20 protein-coding genes are annotated in these 22,291 nt (G+C 71.9%); 6 read left to right on the top strand and 14 right to left on the bottom strand.

Annotation, left to right across the window (positions count from 1 at the left end):
* Positions 1-10 precede the first annotated feature (10 nt).
* From paaE to F6A08_RS17460, 6 genes are all read right to left on the bottom strand, one after another.
* Positions 11-1,174, bottom strand: coding sequence for a 1,2-phenylacetyl-CoA epoxidase subunit PaaE (paaE, locus tag F6A08_RS17485; protein WP_151460167.1), 1,164 nt, complete (start codon positions 1,172-1,174; stop codon positions 11-13).
* Positions 1,174-1,701 (bottom strand): 1,2-phenylacetyl-CoA epoxidase subunit PaaD, encoded by a 528-nt coding sequence (paaD, locus tag F6A08_RS17480; RefSeq protein ID WP_192576822.1) that lies wholly within the window; start codon positions 1,699-1,701, stop codon positions 1,174-1,176. The genes paaE and paaD overlap by 1 nt, the downstream gene beginning before the upstream one ends.
* Positions 1,695-2,486: a 1,2-phenylacetyl-CoA epoxidase subunit PaaC gene (gene paaC / locus F6A08_RS17475; RefSeq protein WP_420846048.1), complete on the bottom strand. Its 792-nt coding sequence runs from the start codon at positions 2,484-2,486 to the stop codon at positions 1,695-1,697. The genes paaD and paaC overlap by 7 nt, the downstream gene beginning before the upstream one ends.
* 83 nt (positions 2,487-2,569) lie before the next feature.
* Positions 2,570-2,899, bottom strand: a complete 330-nt coding sequence (gene paaB / locus F6A08_RS17470) for a 1,2-phenylacetyl-CoA epoxidase subunit PaaB (protein WP_124896808.1) — start codon at positions 2,897-2,899, stop codon at positions 2,570-2,572.
* Positions 2,899-3,891: a 1,2-phenylacetyl-CoA epoxidase subunit PaaA gene (gene paaA / locus F6A08_RS17465; protein WP_151460165.1), complete on the bottom strand. Its 993-nt coding sequence runs from the start codon at positions 3,889-3,891 to the stop codon at positions 2,899-2,901. Before paaA ends, paaB begins: the two co-directional genes overlap by 1 nt.
* Positions 3,892-3,976: 85 nt before the next feature.
* A complete protein-coding gene (locus F6A08_RS17460) occupies positions 3,977-4,396 on the bottom strand; it encodes a hypothetical protein (RefSeq protein ID WP_017204719.1) in 420 nt (139 codons plus the stop codon).
* A gap of 91 nt (positions 4,397-4,487) precedes the next feature.
* Between F6A08_RS17460 and F6A08_RS17455 the strand changes: the two genes are divergently transcribed.
* Positions 4,488-6,611: a RecQ family ATP-dependent DNA helicase gene (locus F6A08_RS17455; RefSeq protein ID WP_151460164.1), complete on the top strand. Its 2,124-nt coding sequence runs from the start codon at positions 4,488-4,490 to the stop codon at positions 6,609-6,611.
* Positions 6,612-6,623: 12 nt separating this feature from the next.
* Here the strand turns inward: F6A08_RS17455 and F6A08_RS17450 are convergent, their stop codons facing one another.
* Positions 6,624-7,457: an IclR family transcriptional regulator gene (locus tag F6A08_RS17450; RefSeq protein ID WP_225855886.1), complete on the bottom strand. Its 834-nt coding sequence runs from the start codon at positions 7,455-7,457 to the stop codon at positions 6,624-6,626.
* Positions 7,458-7,545: 88 nt separating this feature from the next.
* Here F6A08_RS17450 and dhaK point away from each other — a divergent pair, with 88 nt between their 5' ends.
* The 4 genes from dhaK (at position 7,546) to F6A08_RS17430 (ending at position 13,130) form a co-directional block, all read left to right on the top strand.
* A complete protein-coding gene (gene dhaK / locus F6A08_RS17445) occupies positions 7,546-8,538 on the top strand; it encodes a dihydroxyacetone kinase subunit DhaK (protein ID WP_151460163.1) in 993 nt (330 codons plus the stop codon).
* A complete protein-coding gene (gene dhaL, locus F6A08_RS17440; protein WP_151460162.1) occupies positions 8,538-9,182 on the top strand; it encodes a dihydroxyacetone kinase subunit DhaL in 645 nt (214 codons plus the stop codon). The genes dhaK and dhaL overlap by 1 nt, the downstream gene beginning before the upstream one ends.
* Complete coding sequence (ptsP, locus tag F6A08_RS17435) at positions 9,179-11,695, top strand: phosphoenolpyruvate--protein phosphotransferase (RefSeq protein WP_151460161.1); 2,517 nt, start codon at positions 9,179-9,181, stop codon at positions 11,693-11,695. Before dhaL ends, ptsP begins: the two co-directional genes overlap by 4 nt.
* A gap of 151 nt (positions 11,696-11,846) precedes the next feature.
* A complete protein-coding gene (locus F6A08_RS17430) occupies positions 11,847-13,130 on the top strand; it encodes a sensor domain-containing protein (protein WP_192576821.1) in 1,284 nt (427 codons plus the stop codon).
* A gap of 44 nt (positions 13,131-13,174) precedes the next feature.
* Here the strand turns inward: F6A08_RS17430 and paaZ are convergent, their stop codons facing one another.
* Genes paaZ through pdhA form a run of 7 tightly spaced genes read right to left on the bottom strand, consistent with a single transcriptional unit; the run spans position 13,175 to position 21,655 of the window.
* Positions 13,175-15,268, bottom strand: coding sequence for a phenylacetic acid degradation bifunctional protein PaaZ (gene paaZ, locus F6A08_RS17425; protein WP_192576820.1), 2,094 nt, complete (start codon positions 15,266-15,268; stop codon positions 13,175-13,177).
* Positions 15,265-16,137 carry a 3-hydroxyacyl-CoA dehydrogenase family protein gene (locus F6A08_RS17420; protein WP_151460158.1) on the bottom strand — a complete coding sequence of 291 codons (873 nt, stop codon included), beginning with the start codon at positions 16,135-16,137 and terminating at the stop codon, positions 15,265-15,267. The genes paaZ and F6A08_RS17420 overlap by 4 nt, the downstream gene beginning before the upstream one ends.
* Positions 16,134-16,868 carry an enoyl-CoA hydratase/isomerase family protein gene (locus F6A08_RS17415; RefSeq protein ID WP_151460157.1) on the bottom strand — a complete coding sequence of 245 codons (735 nt, stop codon included), beginning with the start codon at positions 16,866-16,868 and terminating at the stop codon, positions 16,134-16,136. The genes F6A08_RS17420 and F6A08_RS17415 overlap by 4 nt, the downstream gene beginning before the upstream one ends.
* A complete protein-coding gene (locus tag F6A08_RS17410; RefSeq protein WP_151460156.1) occupies positions 16,865-18,052 on the bottom strand; it encodes a thiolase family protein in 1,188 nt (395 codons plus the stop codon). Before F6A08_RS17410 ends, F6A08_RS17415 begins: the two co-directional genes overlap by 4 nt.
* Entirely contained in the window at positions 18,052-19,518 is a 1,467-nt protein-coding gene (locus F6A08_RS17405; protein ID WP_151460155.1) for a dihydrolipoamide acetyltransferase family protein, read from the bottom strand. The genes F6A08_RS17410 and F6A08_RS17405 overlap by 1 nt, the downstream gene beginning before the upstream one ends.
* A complete protein-coding gene (locus F6A08_RS17400) occupies positions 19,515-20,540 on the bottom strand; it encodes an alpha-ketoacid dehydrogenase subunit beta (RefSeq protein WP_151460154.1) in 1,026 nt (341 codons plus the stop codon). The genes F6A08_RS17405 and F6A08_RS17400 overlap by 4 nt, the downstream gene beginning before the upstream one ends.
* Positions 20,537-21,655 (bottom strand): pyruvate dehydrogenase (acetyl-transferring) E1 component subunit alpha, encoded by a 1,119-nt coding sequence (gene pdhA, locus F6A08_RS17395; RefSeq protein WP_151460174.1) that lies wholly within the window; start codon positions 21,653-21,655, stop codon positions 20,537-20,539. The genes F6A08_RS17400 and pdhA overlap by 4 nt, the downstream gene beginning before the upstream one ends.
* Before the next feature lie 149 nt (positions 21,656-21,804).
* On the opposite strand from pdhA, the gene F6A08_RS17390 reads away from it, so the two are divergent.
* Positions 21,805-22,242: an Lrp/AsnC family transcriptional regulator gene (locus F6A08_RS17390; RefSeq protein ID WP_192576819.1), complete on the top strand. Its 438-nt coding sequence runs from the start codon at positions 21,805-21,807 to the stop codon at positions 22,240-22,242.
* Positions 22,243-22,291 lie beyond the last annotated feature (49 nt).

The following is a 22,291-nucleotide window of genomic DNA, read 5'->3' as shown; positions in this document are numbered from 1 at the left end:
GGCCTCCGGGTCAGACGTCGTAGTCCACGACCAAGCGGTCGCTGGTGGGGTGGGACTGGCACGTGAGCACATAGCCGCGCTCGAGCTCGTCCGGTTCGAGCGCGTAGTTCTCGGTCATGGTGACGCTGCCCTCGATGACCCGGGCTCGACAGGTGCCGCACACGCCCCCCGCGCACGCGAACGGCGCATCCGGTCGCACGCGCAGCGCCGCGTTCAACACCGACTCCCGTGCGGCGACCGGGCTCTCCACCGTCGAGGAGACGCCGTCGAGGTTCACCTCGATGCGCACGGTCTTCTCGTCGGAGCGCACCGTCACGGGGCGTGCCGCGCGCGCCGGTTCGCCGCCCGTGGTGAACAGCTCGAAGCGGATGTGCTCGGGCGGCACCCCGACGTCGGCGAGGACCTGCCGGCAGAGGTCGACGAGCGCGAGCGGCCCGCACAGGAACCACTCGTCGGTGTCGGCGGGATCGATGAGGGAGCCGAGGATCGTGCGCAGCTTGGTCTCATCCAGCCGCCCCGAGAGCACCGGGGCCGTCCGCTGCTCGCGGGACAGCACGTGGTGCAGGGTCAGGCGGGTGGGGTAGCGGTCCTTGAGGTCGGCGAGATCCTCCAGGAACATCACGTCGAGCGTCGACCGGTTCGTGTACAGCAGCGTGAAGCGCGAGGTCTGCGACCGGGACAGCACGGTGTGCGCGAGGGCCATCAGCGGCGTGATGCCCGACCCTGCGGCGACGCCGACGACGTGCTTGTCGTCGAGGTCGTCCAGCGCCGAGGTGAACGTGCCCTGCGGGCTCATCACGTCGATGCGGAATCCTGGGCGCAGGCCGGTCTGCGCCCAGGTGGAGAACAGGCCGCCCTCGTCGCGTTTGACCGCGACGCTGAGTCGAGTCGGCCCGCCGTCCGCGCGGTGCTCCGGGGCGCGGCAGAGCGAGTACGAGCGGCGTACCTCCACGCCGTCGAGGGTGGTCCGCAGGGCGACGTACTGCCCCGGCAGGTGGTCGTACTCGTCGGCGAGCTCCGCCGGAACCGTGAACGTCACCTCGACGGCATCCTCGGTGAGCGGGCGCACGTCCTCGACCGTCAGGGTGTGGAAGCGCGCGCGGGTCCGCCCTCGCGCGACGGGGACCGAGCCGGGGGGCGGAGGGGTGGCGCGGACCGGGGAGAACAGCGACATCAGTGCACCTTGAAGTGATCGAAGGGCTCCAGGCAGCCGCGGCACTCGTACAGCGCCTTGCAGGAGGTGGAGCCGAAGCGGGAGACCTCTCGCGTGTCGAGCGAGTCGCAGCGCGGGCAGCGCACGCTCAGCGCGAGCCGGATCGGGCCCGTCGGCACGGCGGCCCGGCCGCTCGGCGGGGCGATCCCGTACTCTCGGAGCTTCCGCTTGCCCTCGTCCGACATCCAGTCGGTGGTCCAGGCGGGGGACAGCACGAGCCGCACGGACACCGAGGCGAAGCCCGCGGCCGTCAGCGCGAGCACCACGTCGTCGCGGATCGCGTCCACCGCGGGGCAGCCGCTGTAGGTCGGGGTGATGTCGACGCGCACTTCCGCGCCGTCCACCTCGACGGCGCGCAGCACGCCCAGGTCCTCGATCGTGAGGACAGGGACCTCCGGGTCGGGCACGGCCGCGGCGATGCGCCACGCGTCGGCGATGGCGTCGGTGCCGGCGTCGGTCTGCGGATCGGAGGTGGGGTGCGTCACCATGATGCCCCCGGATGCCGTCGCGCGAGCACCTGCATCTCGGCGAGGATGTGCCCGAGGGGCGTCGCGTGCGCACCGCGGCGACCGCCGGCGGAGGACGGCGCCACCGGCGGCACCTCGAGCCCCGCTTCCGCGAACACGGCGTCGATGACGGCGTCGAACGGCGCGCGGAGCGTGGAGGGACGCACGGCCGCGTCACCAAGGCGGTCGATCAGCGGCTCGTCGCGGAACAGCTCAGCGACGTATGGCCAGACATCCGTCAGGGCGCGGATCATGCGCCGCCGGGACTCCTCGGTGCCGCCGGCGAGACGCAGCACCCACTGCACGGCGTGGTCGCGGTGGTAGTCGACCTCCTTGAGCGCCTTCTCCGCGATCGCCGCGAACGTGGGCTCCGCGCTCGCCCGCAGCGCCGAGTACAGCTCGACCAGATACACCGAGGCGACCAGCTGCCGAGCGATCGTCTGGGCGAAGTCGCCGTTGGGCTGCTCCATGATCCAGGCGCTGCGGAAGTCCGGCTCGTCGCGGAAGTACGCCAGGTCGTCCTCCGACCGGCCGTCGTACGATCCGGCGAAGTGCAGGAAGGATCGCGCGTGTCCCAGCAGGTCGAGGGCGATGTTGCCGAGGGCCACGTCCTCCTCGAGCTCGGGGGCGCGGGAGATCCACGCGCCGAGCTGCTGCGACAGGATGAGGGCGTCGTCGCCCAGCCACAGCGCGTACTCCGCGAGGTCCGCGCTCGCCGCGACGTCGCCGGCGCCCGCGAGTTCTTCGCTCAGGCGCAGCTGATCCACGGAGACGTCCCCGTGCGCGTCGCTGGGTCCCTGAGCCTGTCGAAGGGCCGGAGCCTGTCGAAGGGCCGGAGCCTGTCGAAGGGTCACAGGTGCGGCACCCCCTCGGAGGCGGTGTAGTACACCGCATGCCGGTAGTTCTTTCCGGCGGGGCTCTCGAAGTAGGCGCCCTTCGCGTCGGGGTCGCTCGTGGTGATGGCCTCGGCGGGGGCGACCCAGATCGAGACACCCTCGCCGCGCCGGGTGTAGAGGTCGCGGGCGTTGCGGATCGCCATCTCGGCGTCCGGGGCGTGCAGCGAGCCGACGTGCACATGGCTCAGTCCGCGGTTCGCCCGCACGAAGACCTCCCACAGCGGCCACACCTCCCGACCGTGGGTCCCTGAGCTCGTCGAAGGGTCGTGTCCGGGCGTCGCCATCACGCCACCGCCCCTTCGGCCGGCCCGGGGACCAGAGTCGAGCGCTGCTTGCGCGCGTACTCCGCTGCGGCCTCCCGCACCCAGGCTCCCTCTTCGTGCGCGGTGCGTCGGCGTTCGATGCGCTCCGCGTTGCAGGGTCCGTTGCCGCGCAGCACCTCGAAGAACTCGTCCCAGTCGATCTCGCCCATCTCGTAGCGGCCGGTCTCCTCGTCGTAGCGCAGCTCGGGATCGGGCAGGGTGACACCGAGGATCTCGGCCTGGGGAACGAGCATGCTGACGAAGCGCTGACGCAGTTCGTCGTTGGAGAACCGCTTGATCTTCCACTGCATCGACTGCGCCGAGTTGGGGGACTGGTCGTCGGGAGGGCCGAACATCGCCAGGCTCGGCCAGTACCAGCGGTCGACGGCGTCCTGCGCCATGGCGCGCTGCTCATCGGTGCCCTGCATCAGGGTGAGGAGGATCTCGAACCCCTGCCGCTGGTGGAAGGACTCCTCCTTGCAGATGCGCACCATCGCGCGCCCGTAGGGGCCGTAGGAGGCGCGGCACAGCGGCACCTGGTTGCAGATCGCGGCGCCGTCGACGAGCCAGCCGATCGCTCCCATGTCGGCCCAGGTGGGTGTGGGGTAGTTGAAGATCGACGAGTACTTGGCCTTGCCGCTGAGGAGCTGGTCCATCATCTCTTCGCGTGTCGTGCCGAGCGTCTGCGCCGCGGAGTAGAGGTAGAGGCCGTGGCCCGCCTCGTCCTGCACCTTCGCCATGAGGATCGCCTTGCGCTTGAGGCTGGGCGCTCGGGTGATCCAGTTGCCCTCCGGCTGCATGCCGATGATCTCGGAGTGGGCGTGCTGGGAGATCTGCCGCACGAGCGTTCGGCGGTAGGCGTCGGGCATCCAGTCGCGGGGTTCGATGCGCTGCTCGTTCGCGATGAGCTCGTCGAACAGGCGCTCCTCATCGGACGGCTCGTCCACGAGGGACAGGTCTGCAGGGCTGGTCATCATCGACTCCTCGGCATCGGGCCATCTTTACTGACCGATCGTTAGGTAATTCTGACACAGCAGAACAGGGCTTTCAAGCCACCGCTCACCGCGTGCGGGAGATGAGTTCCAGGAGCGCGCGGCCGTAGGCCTCCGAGGGGTCCGGATGCTCGAAGGAGGCCGGTACGCCGGAGATCTCGACGTCGACGCGGAAGGTGTCGTCCAGGCGCACCAGCGCGCGGAAGGTGCCGCGGAGGAGTTCGCGCAGCTGGTCCTCCCGGGGCAGCCACACGGCGTCGGCGAGCGTCACGGCGTCGAGCGCCCACTCGGTCGTGCCGTTGAACGCCAGATCCGTGCCGCTCGGCGTCTGCCGGGCCTCGATCGTCATCTCGCTGACCGTGAAGACCTCGGCCTCCGCTTCGAGCTCCACCTCGTCGGGCAGGTCGAGCTGGAAGCGATCGCCCTCGGCGGGGTTCCAGGCGAGACCTGCGTCTCTCAGGGCGACGGCGAGCTCGCGGGTGATCATCCCCTCACGCTAGACGACACGATGTGCCCGAGGCTTCGCGCCGGCTGTGGACGGTGGGGCGGGTGTCGGCGGCGTGGGGCAGAGTGGAGGCATGACTTCCGCCGCACCCGTCGACACCCGTGAGGCCGCCCGTGCCGCATTGCGCGAACTCGTCGGCCGACCGGACGCCGAGTTCCACGATGGGCAGTACGAGGCGATCGAGGCGCTCGTCGAGGGGCGCCGCCGCGCTCTCGTCGTCCAGCGCACCGGCTGGGGCAAGTCGGCGGTGTACTTCGTGGCGACGCTGCTGCTGCGGCGGCAGGGGGCCGGCCCGACCGTCCTCGTGTCGCCGCTGCTGGCGCTCATGCGCGACCAGATCGCCGCGGCCGAGCGGGCCGGCGTGCGCGCGGTCGCGATCAACTCGACGAACGCGCACGAGTGGTCCGAGGTGCTCGCGCAGCTCGACCGCGACGAGGTCGACGTGCTGCTGGTGTCGCCGGAGCGGCTGAACAATCCTGCGTTCCGCGAGCAGCAGCTGCCGACGCTCGTACGACGCCTCGGGATGCTCGTGGTCGACGAGGCGCACTGCATCAGCGACTGGGGGCACGACTTCCGCCCGGACTACCGGCGGCTCCGCGATCTCATCGCCCGGATGCCCCTCGACGTGCCGGTGCTGGCGACGACCGCGACGGCGAACAGCCGTGTGGTCGCCGACGTCGCCGAGCAGCTCGGCAGTCTCCAGGCGGACGAGGCGGGGGGCTCCGCACCGGTGCTGACGATCCGCGGACCGCTCGCCCGCACGTCGCTGCGGCTCGGGGTGCTGCGGCTGCGCGATTCGGCGAGCCGTCTGGCCTGGCTGCTCAGCCACCTCGACGACCTGCCCGGCTCCGGCATCATCTACACGCTCACGGTCGCGGCCGCGGTCGACACCGCCCGGCTGCTGCGCGATCACGGGCACGAGGTGCGCGCATACACCGGGCAGACCGACACCGAGGAACGCGCTGAATCCGAGGGGATGCTCAAGCGCAACGAGGTCAAGGCGCTCGTCGCGACCAGTGCGCTCGGGATGGGCTTCGACAAACCGGATCTCGGCTTCGTGCTGCACCTCGGCGCCCCGTCGTCGCCCGTGGCGTACTACCAGCAGGTGGGTCGTGCGGGGCGCGCCAGCGAGAGCGCCGACGTGCTGCTGCTTCCCGGAGTGGAGGATCGCGACATCTGGCACTACTTCGCGACCGCGTCGATGCCCGACCGGGAGCGGGCGGAGCGGGTGATCGCGGCGCTCGGAGACGCTCCGGTCTCCACGCCGGCGCTCGAGGCGATGGTCGACATCCGTCGCACGCCGCTCGAGCTGCTGCTCAAGGTGCTCGACGTCGACGGGGCCGTGCGGCGCGTGCAGGGCGGCTGGATCGCCACGGGAGAGCCGTGGACCTACGACGCCGAGCGGTACGAGCGCATCGCGGCGGAGCGCGTCGCCGAGCAGCAGCACATGCTCGAGTACGAGAAGACCGATGGCTGCCGCATGGAGTTCCTGCAGCGGGCCCTCGATGATGACACGGCCGCACCCTGCGGGCGGTGCGACAACTGCGCCGGCGTGTGGTTCCCGCGTGAGATCGGGGAGGCGGCGAGCACCCAGGCGGCCGAGTCGCTCGATCGCGTCGGGGTGCCGATCGAGCCGCGTCGCGCGTGGCCGACCGGCGCCGATCGCCTGGAGGTTCCCGTGAAGGGACGCATCCCCGCCGACGAGCAGGCGAGCGAGGGGCGGGCGCTGGCCCGGCTCACGGACCTGGGATGGGGAGGAGCCCTGCGCGAGCTGTTCGCGGCAGGGGCGGCCGACGCGCCCGTCACGCCGCAGCTGCTGCAGGCCTGTGTCCGGGTGCTCGCCGGCTGGGGGTGGGAGCAGCGGCCCGCGGCGGTCGTCGCTCTGCCGTCGCGTTCGCATCCGCTGCTGGTCGACTCCCTCGCGCGGGGTCTCGCCGAGATCGGACGGCTCCCGTATCTGGGAGCCCTCGAGCCCGTCGCGGGCGGCCCGACCGGGCAGCCGGGCGGCAACAGCGTGTTCCGTCTCGCGGGCCTCTGGGATCGTCTGAGCGCCGACGATCTCGAGATTCCGGCCGGACCCGTGCTGCTGGTGGACGACCTGGTCGACAGTCGGTGGACGATGACCGTCGCCGCCCGGGTGCTCCGACAGGCGGGCGCGACCGCCGTGCTGCCTTTCGCCCTCGCGTTGCGAGGCTGAGCGGTCGCGTGGTCAGTCGTCCGCGGGGGCGACGCGCGGGGGCCAGGCGGTGGCTCCGAGCTCCCGCGAGATGTTCCTCGCGGTCTCGCGCAGCGCGTTGAGGATGGCATCCGTCGCGGGTGTCTGCGAGGTCGGCAGCACCACGGCCACGGCGGCCACGATGTCGTTCGCGGCGTCGGCGACGGGAGCCGCGATCGAGGATTCCCCCAGCACCGCCTCGTCGAACTCTCCGGCGGTGCCGCGTTCGGCGATGGACGGCAGCTCCAGCGTGAGCCGGGCGATGTCCGTCACGGTGTCGCCGGTGAGGCTGCGCAGCGGTTGGGCGAACACGCTCTGCTGGAAGCCGAGGTCGTAGGCGAGCAGCACCTTGCCCATCGCCGAGGCGTGCGCGGGGATGGCGACGCCGGTCTCGAGCATCTGCTGGCTGTCGTCCGGGCGCAGGTTGTGATGGATGACGAGCACGTCGGTGAAGTGGGGGGCGCCCAGCCGCACCGAGAGGTTCGTGCGTCGAGCGAGCTCCTGCGTCCAGCGCATCGCCCGCGCACGCACGTCGAGCGTGTCGAGGTAGACGTTGCTCAGCCGCAGGAGGGTCGGCCCGAGCATGTAGCGCTGACCTCCGCGCTCCTTCGCGACGAGGCCGTGCGCCCGTAGCGACTTCACGATCCCGTGCACCGTCGACGGCGGCAGGTCCAGGGCGGAGGCGAGGTCGGTGATGCCGAGGTGGCGTGCTCCCTGGAGCAGTTCGAGGATCTTCGCGGCGCGGTCGATCGCCTGGATCACGGGGAGCCCTCCTTCCGGTGCGTCGTCGAGCCGGGGCGTCGTGCAGGAGGCCGAGAGTCTTGACAACCCGGCACGGCCCGAGCATATTCGACATTAACGAATTGCTTTCGGATTATTGCGGAAGAACTCACGAAGGATCAAAGGAGATCGGACGATGAAGAAGCTCATCAATGCCCCTGAAGACGTTCTCGTCGAGTCGCTGAGGGGGGTCGCGCTCGCTCATCCGGAACTCTCCGTGGACCTCGAGAACCACGTGATCACGCGCGCCACGCCCAAGGCGCAGGGCAAGGTCGCGATCGTGTCCGGCGGCGGTTCCGGTCACGAGCCGCTGCACGGCGGCTTCGTCGGACCCGGCATGCTCGACGCGGCGGTCGCCGGCGAGGTCTTCACCTCGCCCACACCCGACCGCGTCCAGGTCGCCACCAAGGCCGTCGACCGCGGCGCCGGGGTGCTCCACATCGTGAAGAACTACACCGGCGACGTGCTGAACTTCGAGATGGCCGCCGAGCTCGCCTCCATGGAAGGCATCGAGGTCGGCAGCGTCACCGTGGACGACGACGTGGCCGTGCAGGACTCGCTGTACACGGCGGGGCGTCGCGGTGTCGGACTCACCGTGCTGATCGAGAAGATCGTCGGCGCTGCAGCGGAGGAGGGGCGTGACCTCGCCGCCGTCGTCGAGCTGGCCAGGAAGGTCAACGGCCAGGGGCGGTCGATGGGCATGGCGCTCACCAGCTGCACGGTGCCTGCCGCCGGCAAGCCCACCTTCGATCTGCCGGACGACCAGATGGAGATCGGCATCGGCATCCACGGCGAACCCGGCCGCCATCGCGAACCCCTCGCCCCGGCCTCCGACATCGCCCGTCAGCTGGTGGAGCCGATCCTCGCGGACATCGACGCAGCAGGGCCCGCCATCGTCATGCTGAACGGCATGGGCGCGACCCCCCTGATCGAGCTGTACCTCATGTACGGCGAGGTCGCGGCGATCCTGGAGAAGGCCGGTGTCCAGATCGCCAGGAACCTCGTCGGCAACTACATCACCTCGCTCGACATGGCCGGATGCTCGGTCACCGTGCTCAAGGCGGACGACGAGCTGCTGCGCCTGTGGGACGCTCCCGTGAACACCCCCGGCCTGCGGTGGGGCGCCTGATGGCCGGCATCGACACCGCCGTCCTCGCAGACTGGGTCTCGCGCTTCGGCGCGGCCGTCGCGGAGAAGCGCGACTGGCTCACCGAACTCGATTCGGCGATCGGCGACGCGGACCACGGAGCCAACATGGACAGGGGCATGAGCGCGGTCGGCGAGAAGCTCGCCGCGGGAACCCCCGCCACGGTCGACGAGCTGCTGAAGACGGTCGGCATGACGCTCGTGAGCTCGGTGGGCGGAGCCAGCGGTCCGCTCTACGGCACCTTCTTCCTCCGCATGGGCATGGCAGCGGGTGCCGTGTCCGAGCTCGACGGACCGGCACTCGCGGCCGCCCTGCGCGCCGGGCTCGACGGCATCGTCGCACGCGGCAAGGCCGAGGCGGGGGACAAGACCATGTTCGACGCCATGGCTCCCGCCGTCGACGCATTCGATGCCGCGCTCGCCGCGGACTCCTCTGTCGCGGACGCCGCGCGAGCGGCAGCGGAGGCGGCAGCCGCCGGGCGCGACGCCACGCTCCCGCTCGTGGCGCGCAAGGGCAGGGCGAGCTACCTCGGTGAGCGCAGCGCTGGCCACCTCGACCCGGGAGCGGCATCGACGGCGATCCTCTTCGACACGCTCGCCGACGCGCTGGCGGGCAGCGCCGGATGATCGGGATCGTCGCCGTCTCCCACAGTGCACGGCTCGGGGAGGCGGCGCTCGAGCTCGCCCTGCAGATGGTCCAGGGCGGAGGCGTGCGCGTGCAGGTCGCGGCCGGCGCCGGTGTCGACGCCGACGGTGCGCCGATCCTCGGCACCGATGCCGTCGCGGTGGCGACCGCGATCGACGAGCTCGCCGCGGACTGCGATGGTGTGCTGGTCCTGATGGACCTCGGGTCCGCCGTGCTGAGCGCCGAGCTCGCGGTCGAGCTGCGCACGAGCGACGTGCCGGTGCGTCTCGCGCCCGCACCCTTCGTGGAGGGTCTGCTCGCGGCGGTCGTGGCCGCCGCTGCCGGAAACGGCCTGGACGCCGTGGCGGCGGAGGCCTCCGCCGCCCTCGCCGCCAAGACCGGACAGCTCGCTCCGGTCGACGAGGCGCCGACGGAGTCCGACGCGCAGGGCGGTCCGGCGACCGACCGGCCGGCGGAGGGCGAGGCGACGGCGCGTGCCACGGTGCGGGTGCGCAACCCGCAGGGCCTGCATGCCCGTCCCGCGGCGCTGATCGCCGAAGCCTCGGCGGGCGCGGATGTGCGACTCCGCCGTCTTCCCGCCGGGCCCGAGGCGACGGGGGCGAGTCTCTCGCGGCTGCTCATCCTCGGCGCGCGCCAGGGGGATGAGCTCGAGCTCACCGTGCGCGGCGGGGACGCGCGAGGCGTGCTCGACCGGCTCGTGGCGCTCTTCGACGACGGCTTCGGCGAAGGCACGGAGCCGCTCGCGCCGGTGAAGGCGCGCGGCGGCGAGACCGCTCCCGCAGTGAGCCAGGACGTCCCGGACCACACCGATGGCGCGGGCGAGGTCGCCGCGGGAACCGTGCTGCGCGGACGAGGGGTGAGCCCCGGGAGGGTCGCCGCTCCGGTCGTGCACCTCGCGCCGGCGCTGCCGGAACCGGACGCCGACGTGCTCGTGCCTCCGTCCGAGCGGGAGGCGGAGGTGTCGGCGATCGAGTGGGCGGCGGTGGCGGTCGCCGATCAGCTCCGCGGACGGACGGCGGAGGCGACGGGGGAGGCGAAGGCGATCCTCGACGCGTCGCGACTGCTCGCCTCCGATCCCGAGCTGGTGTCGGAGGCGACGGCGCTCGTGCGGGAGAAGGGCCGGACCGCGGCTCGAGCGGTGTGGGAGACCGCGACCGCGCATGAGCGCGGACTCGCCGCGCTCGGCGGCCGGATGGCGGAGCGCGCGGCGGACATCCGCGACGTGCGAGACCGGATCATCGCGGAGATCCTCGAGGTCGACATGCCGGGAGTGCCGGAGCGCGAGGAGCCGTTCGTGCTCGTCGCCGTCGACCTCGCACCGGCCGACACGGCGGCGCTGGCCGGCGGGCGCTGCGTCGCGCTGGTCACGGAACAGGGCGGTCCCACGTCGCACACCGCCATCATCGCGCGCTCACTGGGACTGCCCGCCGTCGTCGGTGCGTCGGAGGCGACACGCATCCCGGTCGGTGCCGTGGTGCTGGTGGACGGCGACCGCGGCACTGTCGAGGTCGATCCGAGCCCGGAGCGGGTCGCAGAGGCGGCCGCGGCGGCGGAACCGGTCGTGTTCGACGGCACCGGGAGCCTGCGGGACGGGCATCGCGTCGCGCTCCTCGCCAATGTCGGAGGCGCCCCCGACGCCGCCGTCGCCGCGGCAGCCCACGCCGAGGGCATCGGGCTGTTCCGCACCGAGTTCTGCTTCCTCGATCGGACGGACGCCCCCTCTGTCGACGAGCAGACGGCGGCGTACCGTGCGGTGCTCGCGGCGTTCCCCGGACGAAAGGTCGTGGTGCGCACGCTCGATGCGGGAAGCGACAAGCCGTTGCCCTTCGCGAACGCCGAGGACGAGGAGAACCCGGCCCTGGGCGTCCGCGGACTGCGGATCGCGCGCCGGCGTCCTGAGCTGCTCCGCGATCAGCTGAAGGCGCTCGCTGCGGCCGCCGAAGCGGAGTCCGCCCTGGTCGAGGTGATGGCGCCGATGGTGGCGACCGTGGACGAGGCGCGCGAGTTCGCCGCCGAGGCGCACGCCGCCGGACTCGAACGCGTGGGCATCATGATCGAGACTCCGGCGGCCGCCCTGCTCGCCGCGCAGCTCTTCGAGATCGTCGACTTCGTGAGCCTCGGCACCAACGACCTCGCCCAGTACACGATGGCGGCGGATCGACTGCTGAGCGATCTCGGAGATCTCAACGATCCGTGGCAGCCGGCGGTCCTGCGGCTGATCGGCGAGGTTGGTGCGGCGGGTCGAGCGGCGGGCAAGCCCGTCGGAGTGTGCGGAGAGGCGGGTGGCGATCCCGCGCTGGCGCCGGTGCTCGTCGGGCTCGGAGCTACTTCGCTGTCGATGACGCCGCGGTCGCTCGGCCGCGTCGCGGAAGCACTGGCGGCGGTGTCGGAGGAGGACTGCCGACGCGCGGCCGAGGTCGCGTGCAACGCGTCCACCGCCGCCGATGCACGCGTCGCGGTCGGCGCCGTCCTCCGCGAGACCCACGGCCACTGACGCCTGCACGGGGCGTATATGCCCCGTGTGGCATGGGGTTGTTATCGTTCCGGTCTCGACCAGCCCGCAAGCAGCCGGCAGGGCCGCGTCGCCGTCTAGTCTCCTCTCAGGGGGGCGCCGACCAGCGGCGCACGTGTCCATCGGAGGATCCATGTCGCGCTCGCGTTCTGTCATCACGACCACGGTCGGGGTCGCCGCCGTCGGCGCCCTGCTCGCGATGGCGGGGTGCGCCCCCGCTCCGCAGTCCACGCCGACCGCGCAGCCGACGCCGAGCGAGAGCGCCACGCCGGACCCGTACGCGGGGCCTCTGGACTTCGTCGGCGATGAGCTGGACTGGTTCCTGCCCGCCGCGGCGGAGATCGCCGACATGCTTCCCTCGGTCGGCGACGTGAGCGCCCCGTCCTCGTCCCTGATCGCCATCTCCGACGGAGGCGGACCCGTGGCCAGCCCCGCGGCCTGCAATGCTCTGCTCGCCGAAGCAGCGCTCGGCTCGGTCGGCGCCCGCACGATCACCTGGACGACGGCGGCTCGCCCGGAACGTGACGGCTGGCTGCACGTCCTGCAGTTCGCCGACGAGGCGGCCGCGCAGGCGCGAATGGACCAGTACGCCCAAGCTGCTGATCAGTGCGTCGAGTTCGAGTATGAAGACGCGTCGTCCTTCGTGTCGTCCTCGGCCGAAGGAGAGGGGGGCGTGCGCGCGATCGCGGGTTCTCTCACCGTGCCGCGCGGGAGCGACGACGGCTGGAACCAATACAAGGGCTACGCCTCGGTCGGCAACGTCATCGTCTCGTTCTGGCAGCCGTTCGGGGGAGAACCGGACTTCGACACCGCACAGGCCGCCGCGTTGCTGCGGGATCGCGCCAGTGAGGCGCGCGCGATGCTGATCGACGAGCTGACGGCGAACCCGCCGACCCCGGCTCCGACCCCCGCTGCCGCCGACCCCAGCGCGCCGTGGGGCGAATGGGAGATCTCCGCTGCGGGAGTGGGACCGGTGCCTCTCGGCGTCGACGTCGCCGAAGCGATCGCCGCCGTTCCGGGTGCGCACGTGGAGGAGTCGGACTGGGGCGGCCCGACGCGCCTCATCGCCGCGGACGGCTCCGCCTCGCTCCTGCTGTGGGCCGACGATGACGACGTCGTGTCGGGGATCTCGGTCGGAGCGGCGAATGTGAGCGGTGACCGGACGCACGACGGCGCCGCGCTCCCCGCGGCCGGCGGCGTGCGCGTCGGCGACCCGGTCTCGGCGGCGATCGCCGCCTTCCCCGAGGGGACGACGAGCCGCGTCGTGTCCTCCGGAGAGTTCTTCTACGAGTCGGCTTCGCGCGACGGCATCACGCTGCGGTTCCGAGCGGACCGCGAGGCGACCGATCCCGCCGCCGTCATCACCGGGATCCTGGTCGAGGACGCGAAGCTGCGCACGCCGCTGAACTTCGGCTGACCCCGCGGACGCGGCGAGCGACGCCGGCCGCGGGATCGTGTCCCTCACACGGAGACGGGCTCGGCGGCGGGCTCCTTGCTGACGAGGGTGAGCACGTCGTACGTCGCGACCGTCTCGTCATCCTGGTTCCGGATCACGGCGTCCCAGCGCACCTCGCCGTACTCGTCGGTCTCGCGCGGCGTGATCTGCTTGGCGGTGAGTTCGACGCGGATGCTGTCGCCCGGCGATACCGGCGTGAGGAAGCGCAGGTTCTCCAGGCCGTAGTTCGCGAGCACGGGGCCCGGTTCGGGGTCCACGAACAGTCCTGCCGCCCACGAGACGAGCAGGTAGCCGTGGGCGACGCGACCGGAGAAGAACGGGTTCGCCGCGGCGGCGTCCTGGTCCATGTGGGCGTAGAAGGTGTCGCCGGTGAAATGCGCGAAGGTCTCGATGTCGTCCAGGGTGACCTCCCGCGTGGCCGAGGCGATCCGGTCGCCGATGCGCAGCTCCGCGAGCGACTTGCGGAACGGGTGTCGTCCCTCGCTGTGGGCCGTCGCGCCCGCATGCCAGATGCCGGTGAGAGCGGTCAGCATCTCGGGGGACCCCTGCACGGCGGTGCGCTGCATGTGGTGCAGCACGGCGCGGATGCCGCCGAGTTCCTCGCCGCCGCCGGCGCGCCCCGGACCCCCGTGGACGAGGTTCGGCAGGGGTGAGCCGTGTCCTGTCGAGGAGCGGGCGTCGTCACGGTCGAGCAGCAGCATCCGGCCGTTGAACGGGGCGATCCGCGTCGCGAGCTCCACGGCCTGGGCGGGGTCGTGCGTCGCGATGCTCGTCACGAGCGAGCCTCCGCCGCGCCCGACCAGCGCCGCCGCGTCGGCCGTCGTGGCGTAGGTGAGGAGCGAGGCCACCGGTCCGAAGGCTTCGACCGTGTGCACAGCGTCGGCCTGAGCATCGTCGAATCGCAGGAGGACGGGAGCGACGAAGGCGCCGTCCGGTGCCGGACCCGTCGCGCCGTCGGCCCGGCGCACCTCGGGGGCATCGGTCGAGCCGATCACGAGCCGCCCGCCCGCGTCCTGCAGCGCGCGCACCTGACGCAGCACCTCATCGCGTTGCGCGGTCGAGGCGAGCGGCCCCATGGTCACTCCTTCGGCGCGCGGGTCGCCGAGCACGGTCTTGTCCGCGATGCGCGCGCGGACGGCGTCGATCACGTCGTCCGCGGCGGCCTCCGGGACGATGGCCCGCCGGATCGCCGTGCACTTCTGTCCGGCCTTCGTCGTCAGCTCGGTCACCAGCTGGCGCACGTAGGCGTCGAACTCCGGGGTGCCGGCCACCGCATCCGTGCCGAGGACCGACGCGTTGATGGAGTCGGTCTCCGCCGTGAAGCGCACGCCGCCGGTCTGCACCGCCGGATGCGCCTTGAGGCTCTCCGCCGTCGAAGCGCTGCCGGTGAAGCCGACCAGGTCTCCCAGCCGCAGATGCTCGAACAGCGCGGGGACGCCGCCGCTGACCAGCTGGAGCGATCCCTCGGGGAGCAGACCGGAGTCGACGAGGATGCGGACCATCGCCTCGGCCAGATAGCCGGTGGGAGTCGCCGGCTTGATGAGCGTCGGCATGCCGGCCAGGAACGCCGGGGCGAGCTTCTCGAGCGCGCCCCACACCGGGAAGTTGAACGCGTTGATCTGGACGGCGACGCCGGGCAGGGTCGTGTACACATGGCGGCCGAGGAAGGACCCGTCCTTCGAGAGCGGCTCCACCGGCCCGTCGACGTGCACCCTGCTGTTCGGCAGCTCGCGGCGTCCTTTGCCGGAGTAGGAGAACAGCACGCCGATGCCGCCGTCGATGTCGACCCAGGAATCGGTCTTCGTGGCGCCCGTCCGCGCCGACAGCGCGTACAGCTCCTCCTTGCGCTCGGTCAGAGCGAGGGCGAGCTTCTTGAGCAGGACGGCACGCTGGTGGAAGGTGAGCGCACCCAGGCTCGCCTGGCCCGTCGTCCGTCCGTACTCCAGCGCGGACGCGAGGTCCAGGCCCTCGGCGCTCACCGTCGTGACGACCTCACCCGTCGAGGCGTCGCGCACCGGGGTCCCGGCAGGGCTCCGGTCGGCTCCGGCGGCGGGCGTCCACCACGCGCCCTCGACATAGCTCGGCAGATACTCCGTCATGACGTCTCCTCGTTCCATCGGTAGAAGCCCTCTCCGCTCTTGCGGCCGAGCCGGCCGTCCGCGACCATCGCCCGCAGCAGAGCGGGCGGTTCGAAGCGCGGTCCCAGCGCGGCGGCCAGCTCCTCGGCGATGCCCAGCCGCACGTCGAGTCCGACCAGGTCTGTGGTGCGCAGCGGGCCGATCGGATGCCGGTAGCCCAGAGTCATCGCCGCGTCGATGTCCGCCGCATCGGCCACGCCCTCCTCGAGCATCCGGATCGCCTCCAGGCCGAGCAGCACGCCGAGCCTCGACGAAGCGAAGCCGGGGGAGTCGTGCACGACGATGGGTGTCTTCCGCAGCGCCTGCACCCAGGACCGCGCGCGGTCGACGACGGCGTCGCCGGTCGACGCCCCGCGAACGACCTCGACCAGGGCGGAGGCCGGGACGGGGTTGAAGAAGTGCAGTCCCAGGAAGCTCGCGGGGCGGAGGCGCCCTGAGGCGAGGTCGTCGATCGAGATGGACGAGGTGTTCGACGCCAGGATCGCCCCCTCGGCCATCGCCGCCTCGGCGCGACCAAGCGCCGATTCCTTGAGGGCGCGGTCCTCGGGGACCGCCTCCACCACCAGATCGCAATCGGCGAAGAGCGAGACGTCGGTGCCGCACTCGTAGCCCTCGCCCAACGGCACCGCGTCGAGAAGGGGGTCCCGCTCGACGGAGCGGCGGATGCTGTCGCCCAGCCGCTCGGCGGCCGCTCGCGCCGCCGCGTGGTCGCGCTCCACCACGCTGACCCGCGACCCCGCGAGCAGGAAGGCGTGCGCGATGCCGGCGCCCATCCGTCCGCCGCCGAGCACGCCCACCCGTGCCGGTGCTGTCGCCTCGGTGTCGGTCATCGCCGTGCCCGCCTCTCCAGGAAGTCGGTCATCCGCCGGTGCTTCTCGGGCGAGGCGAACAGCTCCGCCTGCAGCTCGAACTCGATGGCGGGGTGCTCAGCGCGCGGGGCCCGCAGCGCGCGCTTGGTGTGCCGGGTGGCGAGCGGGTCGTTGGCGCAGATGCGGTCGGCGATCGCGTGCGCCGCGTCGAACAGGTCGGCGGAGGGATGCAGTGCCGACACCAGGCCCCAGGCCAGCGCCTCGTCCGCGTCGAGGAGCCTGCCGGTGAGCAGCAGCTCGCTCGCGCGGGCCTGTCCGACGATCTCGGGCAGACGCCAGGTCGCTCCGGCCGCGGCCAGGATGCCGAGCCCCGTCTCCGGGTTTCCGATCCTCAGGGCCGGCGTGCCGATCCGGATGTCGGCCGCGTAGGCGAGCTCGGCTCCGCCGCCGAGCGCCCATCCGTCCAGCGCCGCGATCACGGGCATCGGCAGTTCGCTGACACGGATGAACGCGGTCGCGTTGATACCGCGCCTGGCGTCATCGGGCGTGCGCTCGCGGAGCTGCGCGATGTCGGCGCCGGCGGCGAACACGCCGTCGGATCCGGTGAGGATGAGCACGCGAGGTCTTTCCTCGAGCAGAGCGCACAGGACGTGCAGGGCGTCGATGGTCTCCTGGTCGATCGCGTTGCGCTTCTCCGGGCGGTCGAGGGTGGCCACCACCCGGTCGTCCTGCTCCTCGATGCGAAGGGTCATCGCACGCGCTCCAGGATCATCGCGGTGCCCTGACCGACGCCGACGCACATCGTCGCGAGCCCGAGCTCCGCGTCTTCGCGCTCCATGCGGCCGAGGAGGGTGACGACGATCCGGCAGCCGCTCGAGCCCAGCGGGTGGCCGAGGGCGATCGCGCCGCCGTCGCGGTTCACGATCTCCGGGTCGAGATCGAGACGGCGGATGACGGCGAGCGACTGCGTCGCGAACGCCTCGTTCAGCTCCACGGCTCCGATCGCGTCGAGGCGGAGCCCCGCACGACCCAGAGCCTTCTCGGTCGCCGGAACCGGACCGAGCCCCATGATCTCGGGAGCCAGTGCGGCGGAGGTCGCGGTGACGATGCGCGCACGAGGCACGAGCCCGTGGGCGCGGACGGCCTCGGCGCTGGCGACGACGATCGCCGAGGAGCCGTCGTTGAGTGCGCTGGAGTTGCCGGCCGTGACGACCTCGCCGCCGGCCACGACCGGGCGCAGGGCGGCCAGAGCCTCGCTGCTGGTGTCTCGCCGCGGCCCCTCGTCGACGCGGACCTCACCGCTGCGGGTCGGCACGGCCACGATCTCCGGCGCGAAACGGCCCGCGTCGATCGCCGCGACCGCGCGCTGCTGACTGCGCAGGGCGAAGCCATCGGCATCCTCGCGGGTGATCCCGTCGCGACGGGCGACCTCCTCGGCGGTCTCCGGCATCGAGAACGTGGCCTTGTCTCGTGCGGCCAGGCGCGGATTGGTGAAACGCCATCCGATCGAGGTGTCGTAGGCCTCTCCCGGCTTGGCCCAGGCGCGTTCGGGCTTGGCCTGCACCCACGGCGCGCGCGTCATCGACTCGACCCCGCCCGCGACGATCACGTCGGCGTCTCCCGCGCGGACCGCCTGCGCGGCCATCGCGATCGCCGACATCCCCGAAGCGCAGAGGCGGTTCACGGTGATCCCCGGCACGCTGTCGGGAAGGCCCGCGAGCAGCACGGCCATCCGGGCGACATTGCGGTTGTCCTCGCCCGCCTGATTCGCGGCGCCGAGGATCACCTCATCGATCACGTCATCCGGCAGTCCGGCCCTGGTCACCGCCTCGCGCACGACGATCGCGGCGAGGTCGTCCGGACGCACGCTCGCGAGAGCGCCGCCGTACCGGCCCACCGCGGTGCGGACCCCTCCGACGAGATAGGCCTCCGTCATCAGACCCTCCCGAACGCGCGCAGCGGATGCTCGATGAGCTCGGTCACCCGGCGGAGGAAGCCGGCCGCGTAGCCGCCGTCGCACACACGATGGTCGAACGCGAGCGAGAGCTGCATGATCCGCCGGGGGACGATCGCGCCATCGACGACCCACGGCCGCTCGAGGATCCGGCCGATCCCCAGGATCGCGACATCGGGGTGATTGATGATCGCCGCCGATCCGTCGACTCCGAGCCCTCCGTAATTGTTGAGGGTGAACGTCGACCCGCGCAGCCGCTCAGGGGGCATCGATCCGGCTCTGGCCGTCGCGGTGAGCTCCCGCAGCGCGGCGTCGAGCTCGCCCACGCTGAGCGTGTGCGCGTGGGGGAGCACCGGGACGAGGAGCCCCCGTTCGGTGTCGACGGCGATCCCGAGGTTCACGCCGTCGAAGGAGATCAGCGCGTCGCCGCTCTCGGTCAGACGCGAGGCGAGCACGGGGTGTTCCTCCAGCGCCAGGAGCACGAAGCGCGCGAGCAGCGCCGTCAGTGACGGCGCCTTCTCGCCCTCGGGCGCCATCTGCGGACGGAGGTCCCACAACTCGGTCGCGTCGACGTCGACCCAGACCGTCGCCTCCGGGATCTCCGAGCGGCTCCTGCTCAGCTTGGCGCTCACCGCGCGCCGCAGCGGCGAGAGCGGCTCGCGGGACCGCACCCCGAGGCCGTCCAGGGTCTCGCCGGCTTCCGTGGCGTTCCGGTGATGCGCCGCCGCGCCGTCGACGGCGTTCTCGACAGCCGCCTGCAGCACGTCGGCGCGGGTGATCGCGCCGTCGAGACCGGTCGCGGTGATCGTGTGCACGTCGAGGCCGAGATCGCGGGCCAGGCGACGCACGAGCGGGGAGCGGACGGCGACGGGGCGGCGACTCGCGACGGCATCCTGCCCCGGCTGTTCCGCACCGGTCTGCGCGGACGATGCCTGCGCCCGGTCCGTCCGGCTCGGGACGGGCGCGGCCGGTGCTACCGGCGCGACGGGCGAGGCTTGTGCGGCGCGGGATGGGTCGGCGGAGCGGGCGGGCGGGCGGCGTCGACCCGTGGCGGATCCGGCCGTGGTGCCGTAGCCGATGAGGACGTTCCCGGAGCCGGCGCGCTCCTCTTCCCGGTACGCCTCGTGCTCCGGCTCGCGCGTCTCAGCCGCCTCCGCTCGGGGCTCGGATGCCCCGGGTCCCGCGGCTGCGGAGACTTCGAGGACCGGAGCGCCGACGTCGATCGTGTCGCCCGGGGCGCCGTGCAGCGCGGTCACGACGCCTGCGAAGGGGGACGGCAGCTCGACCACGCTCTTCGCGGTCTCCACCTCGGCGATCGGCTGATCCGTGGCGATGGTGTCGCCGACCGCGACGAGCCACTGCACGAGCCCGGCCTCGGTCAGCCCCTCGCCGAGGTCGGGCAGACGGAAGACGCGCGCGGCGGTGTCGGACCTCAGCGGCGTGCTCATGCGTCCTCCCAGTGCAGCGTGTCGATCGCATCGAGCACCCGGTCGACGTCGGGCAGGTACCAGTGCTCGAGCTTCGGCGGCGCGTAGGGGGTGTCGAACCCCGTCACCCGGCGCACCGGCGCCTCGAGATACTCGAAGCAGCGCTCGAAGACGCGGGCCTGTATCTCGGAGGCGACGCTGACGTGGCCGGGCGCCTCGGCGATCACCACCGCCCGCCCGGTCGACGTGACCGCCGCGGTGACGGTGGCGTCGTCGAAGGGGGAGAGCGAGCGGACGTCGACCACCTGCACGCTGCGCCCCTCGGCGGCGGCGGCCTCCGCCGCTTCCAGGGCGAGGGGGACGGAGGCTCCGTAGGCGAGAAGAGTGACGTCGGTGCCCTCGCGCGCGATGCGGGCCGTGCCGAGCTCGGCGGTGACTGCGGTGTCGACCTCTCCCTTGGACCAGTACAGCTTCTTCGGCTCGAGGAAGATCACCGGGTCGGGGGAGGCGATCGCGGCGCGCAGCAGCGAGTACGCGTCCTGCGGGGTGGACGGACTGACGACGGTCAGGCCCGGGGTGTGCGCGTAGTACGCCTCGGAGGAGTCGCAGTGGTGCTCCACCCCGCCGATGCCGCCGCCGAAGGGGATGCGGATCACGAGCGGCATCCGGATTCCGCCGCGGGTGCGGTTGCCGAGTTTGGCCACGTGGCTGACCACCTGCTCGAAGGCGGGCAGCGCGAAGGCGTCGAACTGCATCTCCACGACCGGCCGCAGCCCGTTCATCGCCATGCCGACGGCGGTTCCGACGATGCCGGACTCCGCCAGCGGGGTGTCGAAGCAGCGGTCTTCGCCGAAGCGGGCGGTGAGTCCGTCGGTGATGCGGAACACACCGCCGAGCGCTCCGACGTCCTCCCCGAACACGATCACGTCGGGGTCGGCAGCGAGGGCGTCGGCGAGAGCGCGGTTCAGAGCCCCGGCCATGGTCATGGTCGTCACGGTGCCGGCGTCGGCCGCCGTGCGGGTGTCGTCCTGCGCGATCGTCATCGGGATTCTCCGTTCGACGGGCCGGAGGCGTCGGCGAGCTGCGACCGCTCGATCTCTCCCCGCAGCAGCCGCCACTGCTCCTCGAGCTGCGGCGAGCGGGACGAGGTCACGAAACGGAACAGGTCTTCGGGGTCCAGGTCGGCGTCGGTGTTCAGAGCGGTGCGCATCTCGTCGGCGATCTCGTCCGCGCCGCGAGCGAACCGCTCCTCGGTCTCCTCGTCCAGCGCCCCGGTCGCGGTGAGGTGCGCGCGCAGGCGCCGCAGCGGATCGCGGGCGACCCAGGCCTGCACCTCGTCGCGCTCGCGGTAGCGGGTGTCGTCGTCGGCGTTGGTGTGCGCCTGCATCCGATAGGTGTGCGCCTCGACGAGCGAGGGGCCGCCGCCGGCGCGGGCGCGGTCGACGGCCTCACCCAGCACGGCCAGGACCGCGGCGACGTCGTTGCCGTCGACGCGCTGGCCCGGCATGCCGTAGCCGATCGCCTTGTGGGCCAGGGAGGGTGCCGCGGTCTGGCGGGAGAGGGGGACCGAGATCGCGAACTCGTTGTTCTGCACGAAGAAGACCACAGGCACGTGGAACACCGCCGCGAAGTTCATCGCCTCATGGAAGTCGCCTTCGCTCGTCGCGCCGTCGCCGCACAGGGCGAGGACGACGGTGTCCTCGCCGCGGTGCTTCGCCGCGTGTGCGAACCCGACAGCGTGCAGCAACTGCGTCGCGAGGGGAGTGGCCTGCGGGGCGACGTGGTGGGCGCGGACGTCGTACCCCGAGTGCCAGTCGCCCTTGAGGAGCACCATCGCCTCGGCGGGTGCCACGCCGCGGGCGATCAGGGCGACCGAGTCGCGGTATGTCGGGAACAGCCAGTCCTGTGCGCTGAGCACCATCGCGGCGCCGACCTGGCAGGCTTCCTGCCCGTGAGAGGAGGGGTACACGGCGAGGCGGCCCTGACGGACCAGCGCGCTGGCCTGGTCATTGAGGCGCCGACCCTCGATGAGGCCGCGATAGGCGGTGAGCAGGACGCCGGGATCGGGGAGCGCGTACCGCTCATCCGAGACGGACTCCCCGTTCTCGTCGATCAGTCGCACCGCGGTGTCTCGCGGGAGCAGGTCGGTGTGCAGCATCTGTTCGCCCTCCTTGCCGAACTCGATGAGGACAGCATGCTCCCGACGCGACATTCATCCAAGATCTTTCGCGGATTCCTGGATGAAAGCGTTCGATGTGGGGCATCCTTGATCGAAGTGTCAGGTTTGTCGCACGGACGGAGGGGCGCATGGTCGCGCTGGACGAGACGGATCGCGCCATCCTGGAGGAGCTGCGCCGTGATGCGCGCGCCTCGATGACCGCGATCGCCGAGGCGGTGCACGTCTCGCGGGCTGGTGCGCACGCGAGGATCAAGCGGCTCACGGACGCGGGTGTCATCACGGGCTATACCGTTCGCACGGATCCCGTGCTGCTCGGTCACCACGCCAGCGCCTACGTCACCCTCGCCATCGAGCAGGCGACTTGGCAAGCCGTGAGCGAGCGGCTGCGGGCCATCCCGGAGATCGAGCACATGGCGCTCGTCGGGGGAGACTTCGACGTGATCCTGCTGGTGCGCGCCAACGACGCGCGAGACCTGCGACGCATCGTCTTGGAGGACATCCAGGCGATCCCGTCGATCCGATCGACCAGGACGACTCTCATCTTCGAGGACTTCCAGCGCGACTGAGCCGGTCGGCGCCGTGGCCGTCGCGGGGCACGGCTTCGGAGATGCATGT

Source organism: Microbacterium algeriense, assembly GCF_008868005.1.
In the GTDB taxonomy this organism is placed as follows: Bacteria; Actinomycetota; Actinomycetes; order Actinomycetales; family Microbacteriaceae; genus Microbacterium; species Microbacterium algeriense.
The sequence above is the reverse complement of the archived record's forward strand: the minus strand, read 5'-3'. Positions and strand labels throughout refer to the sequence as shown.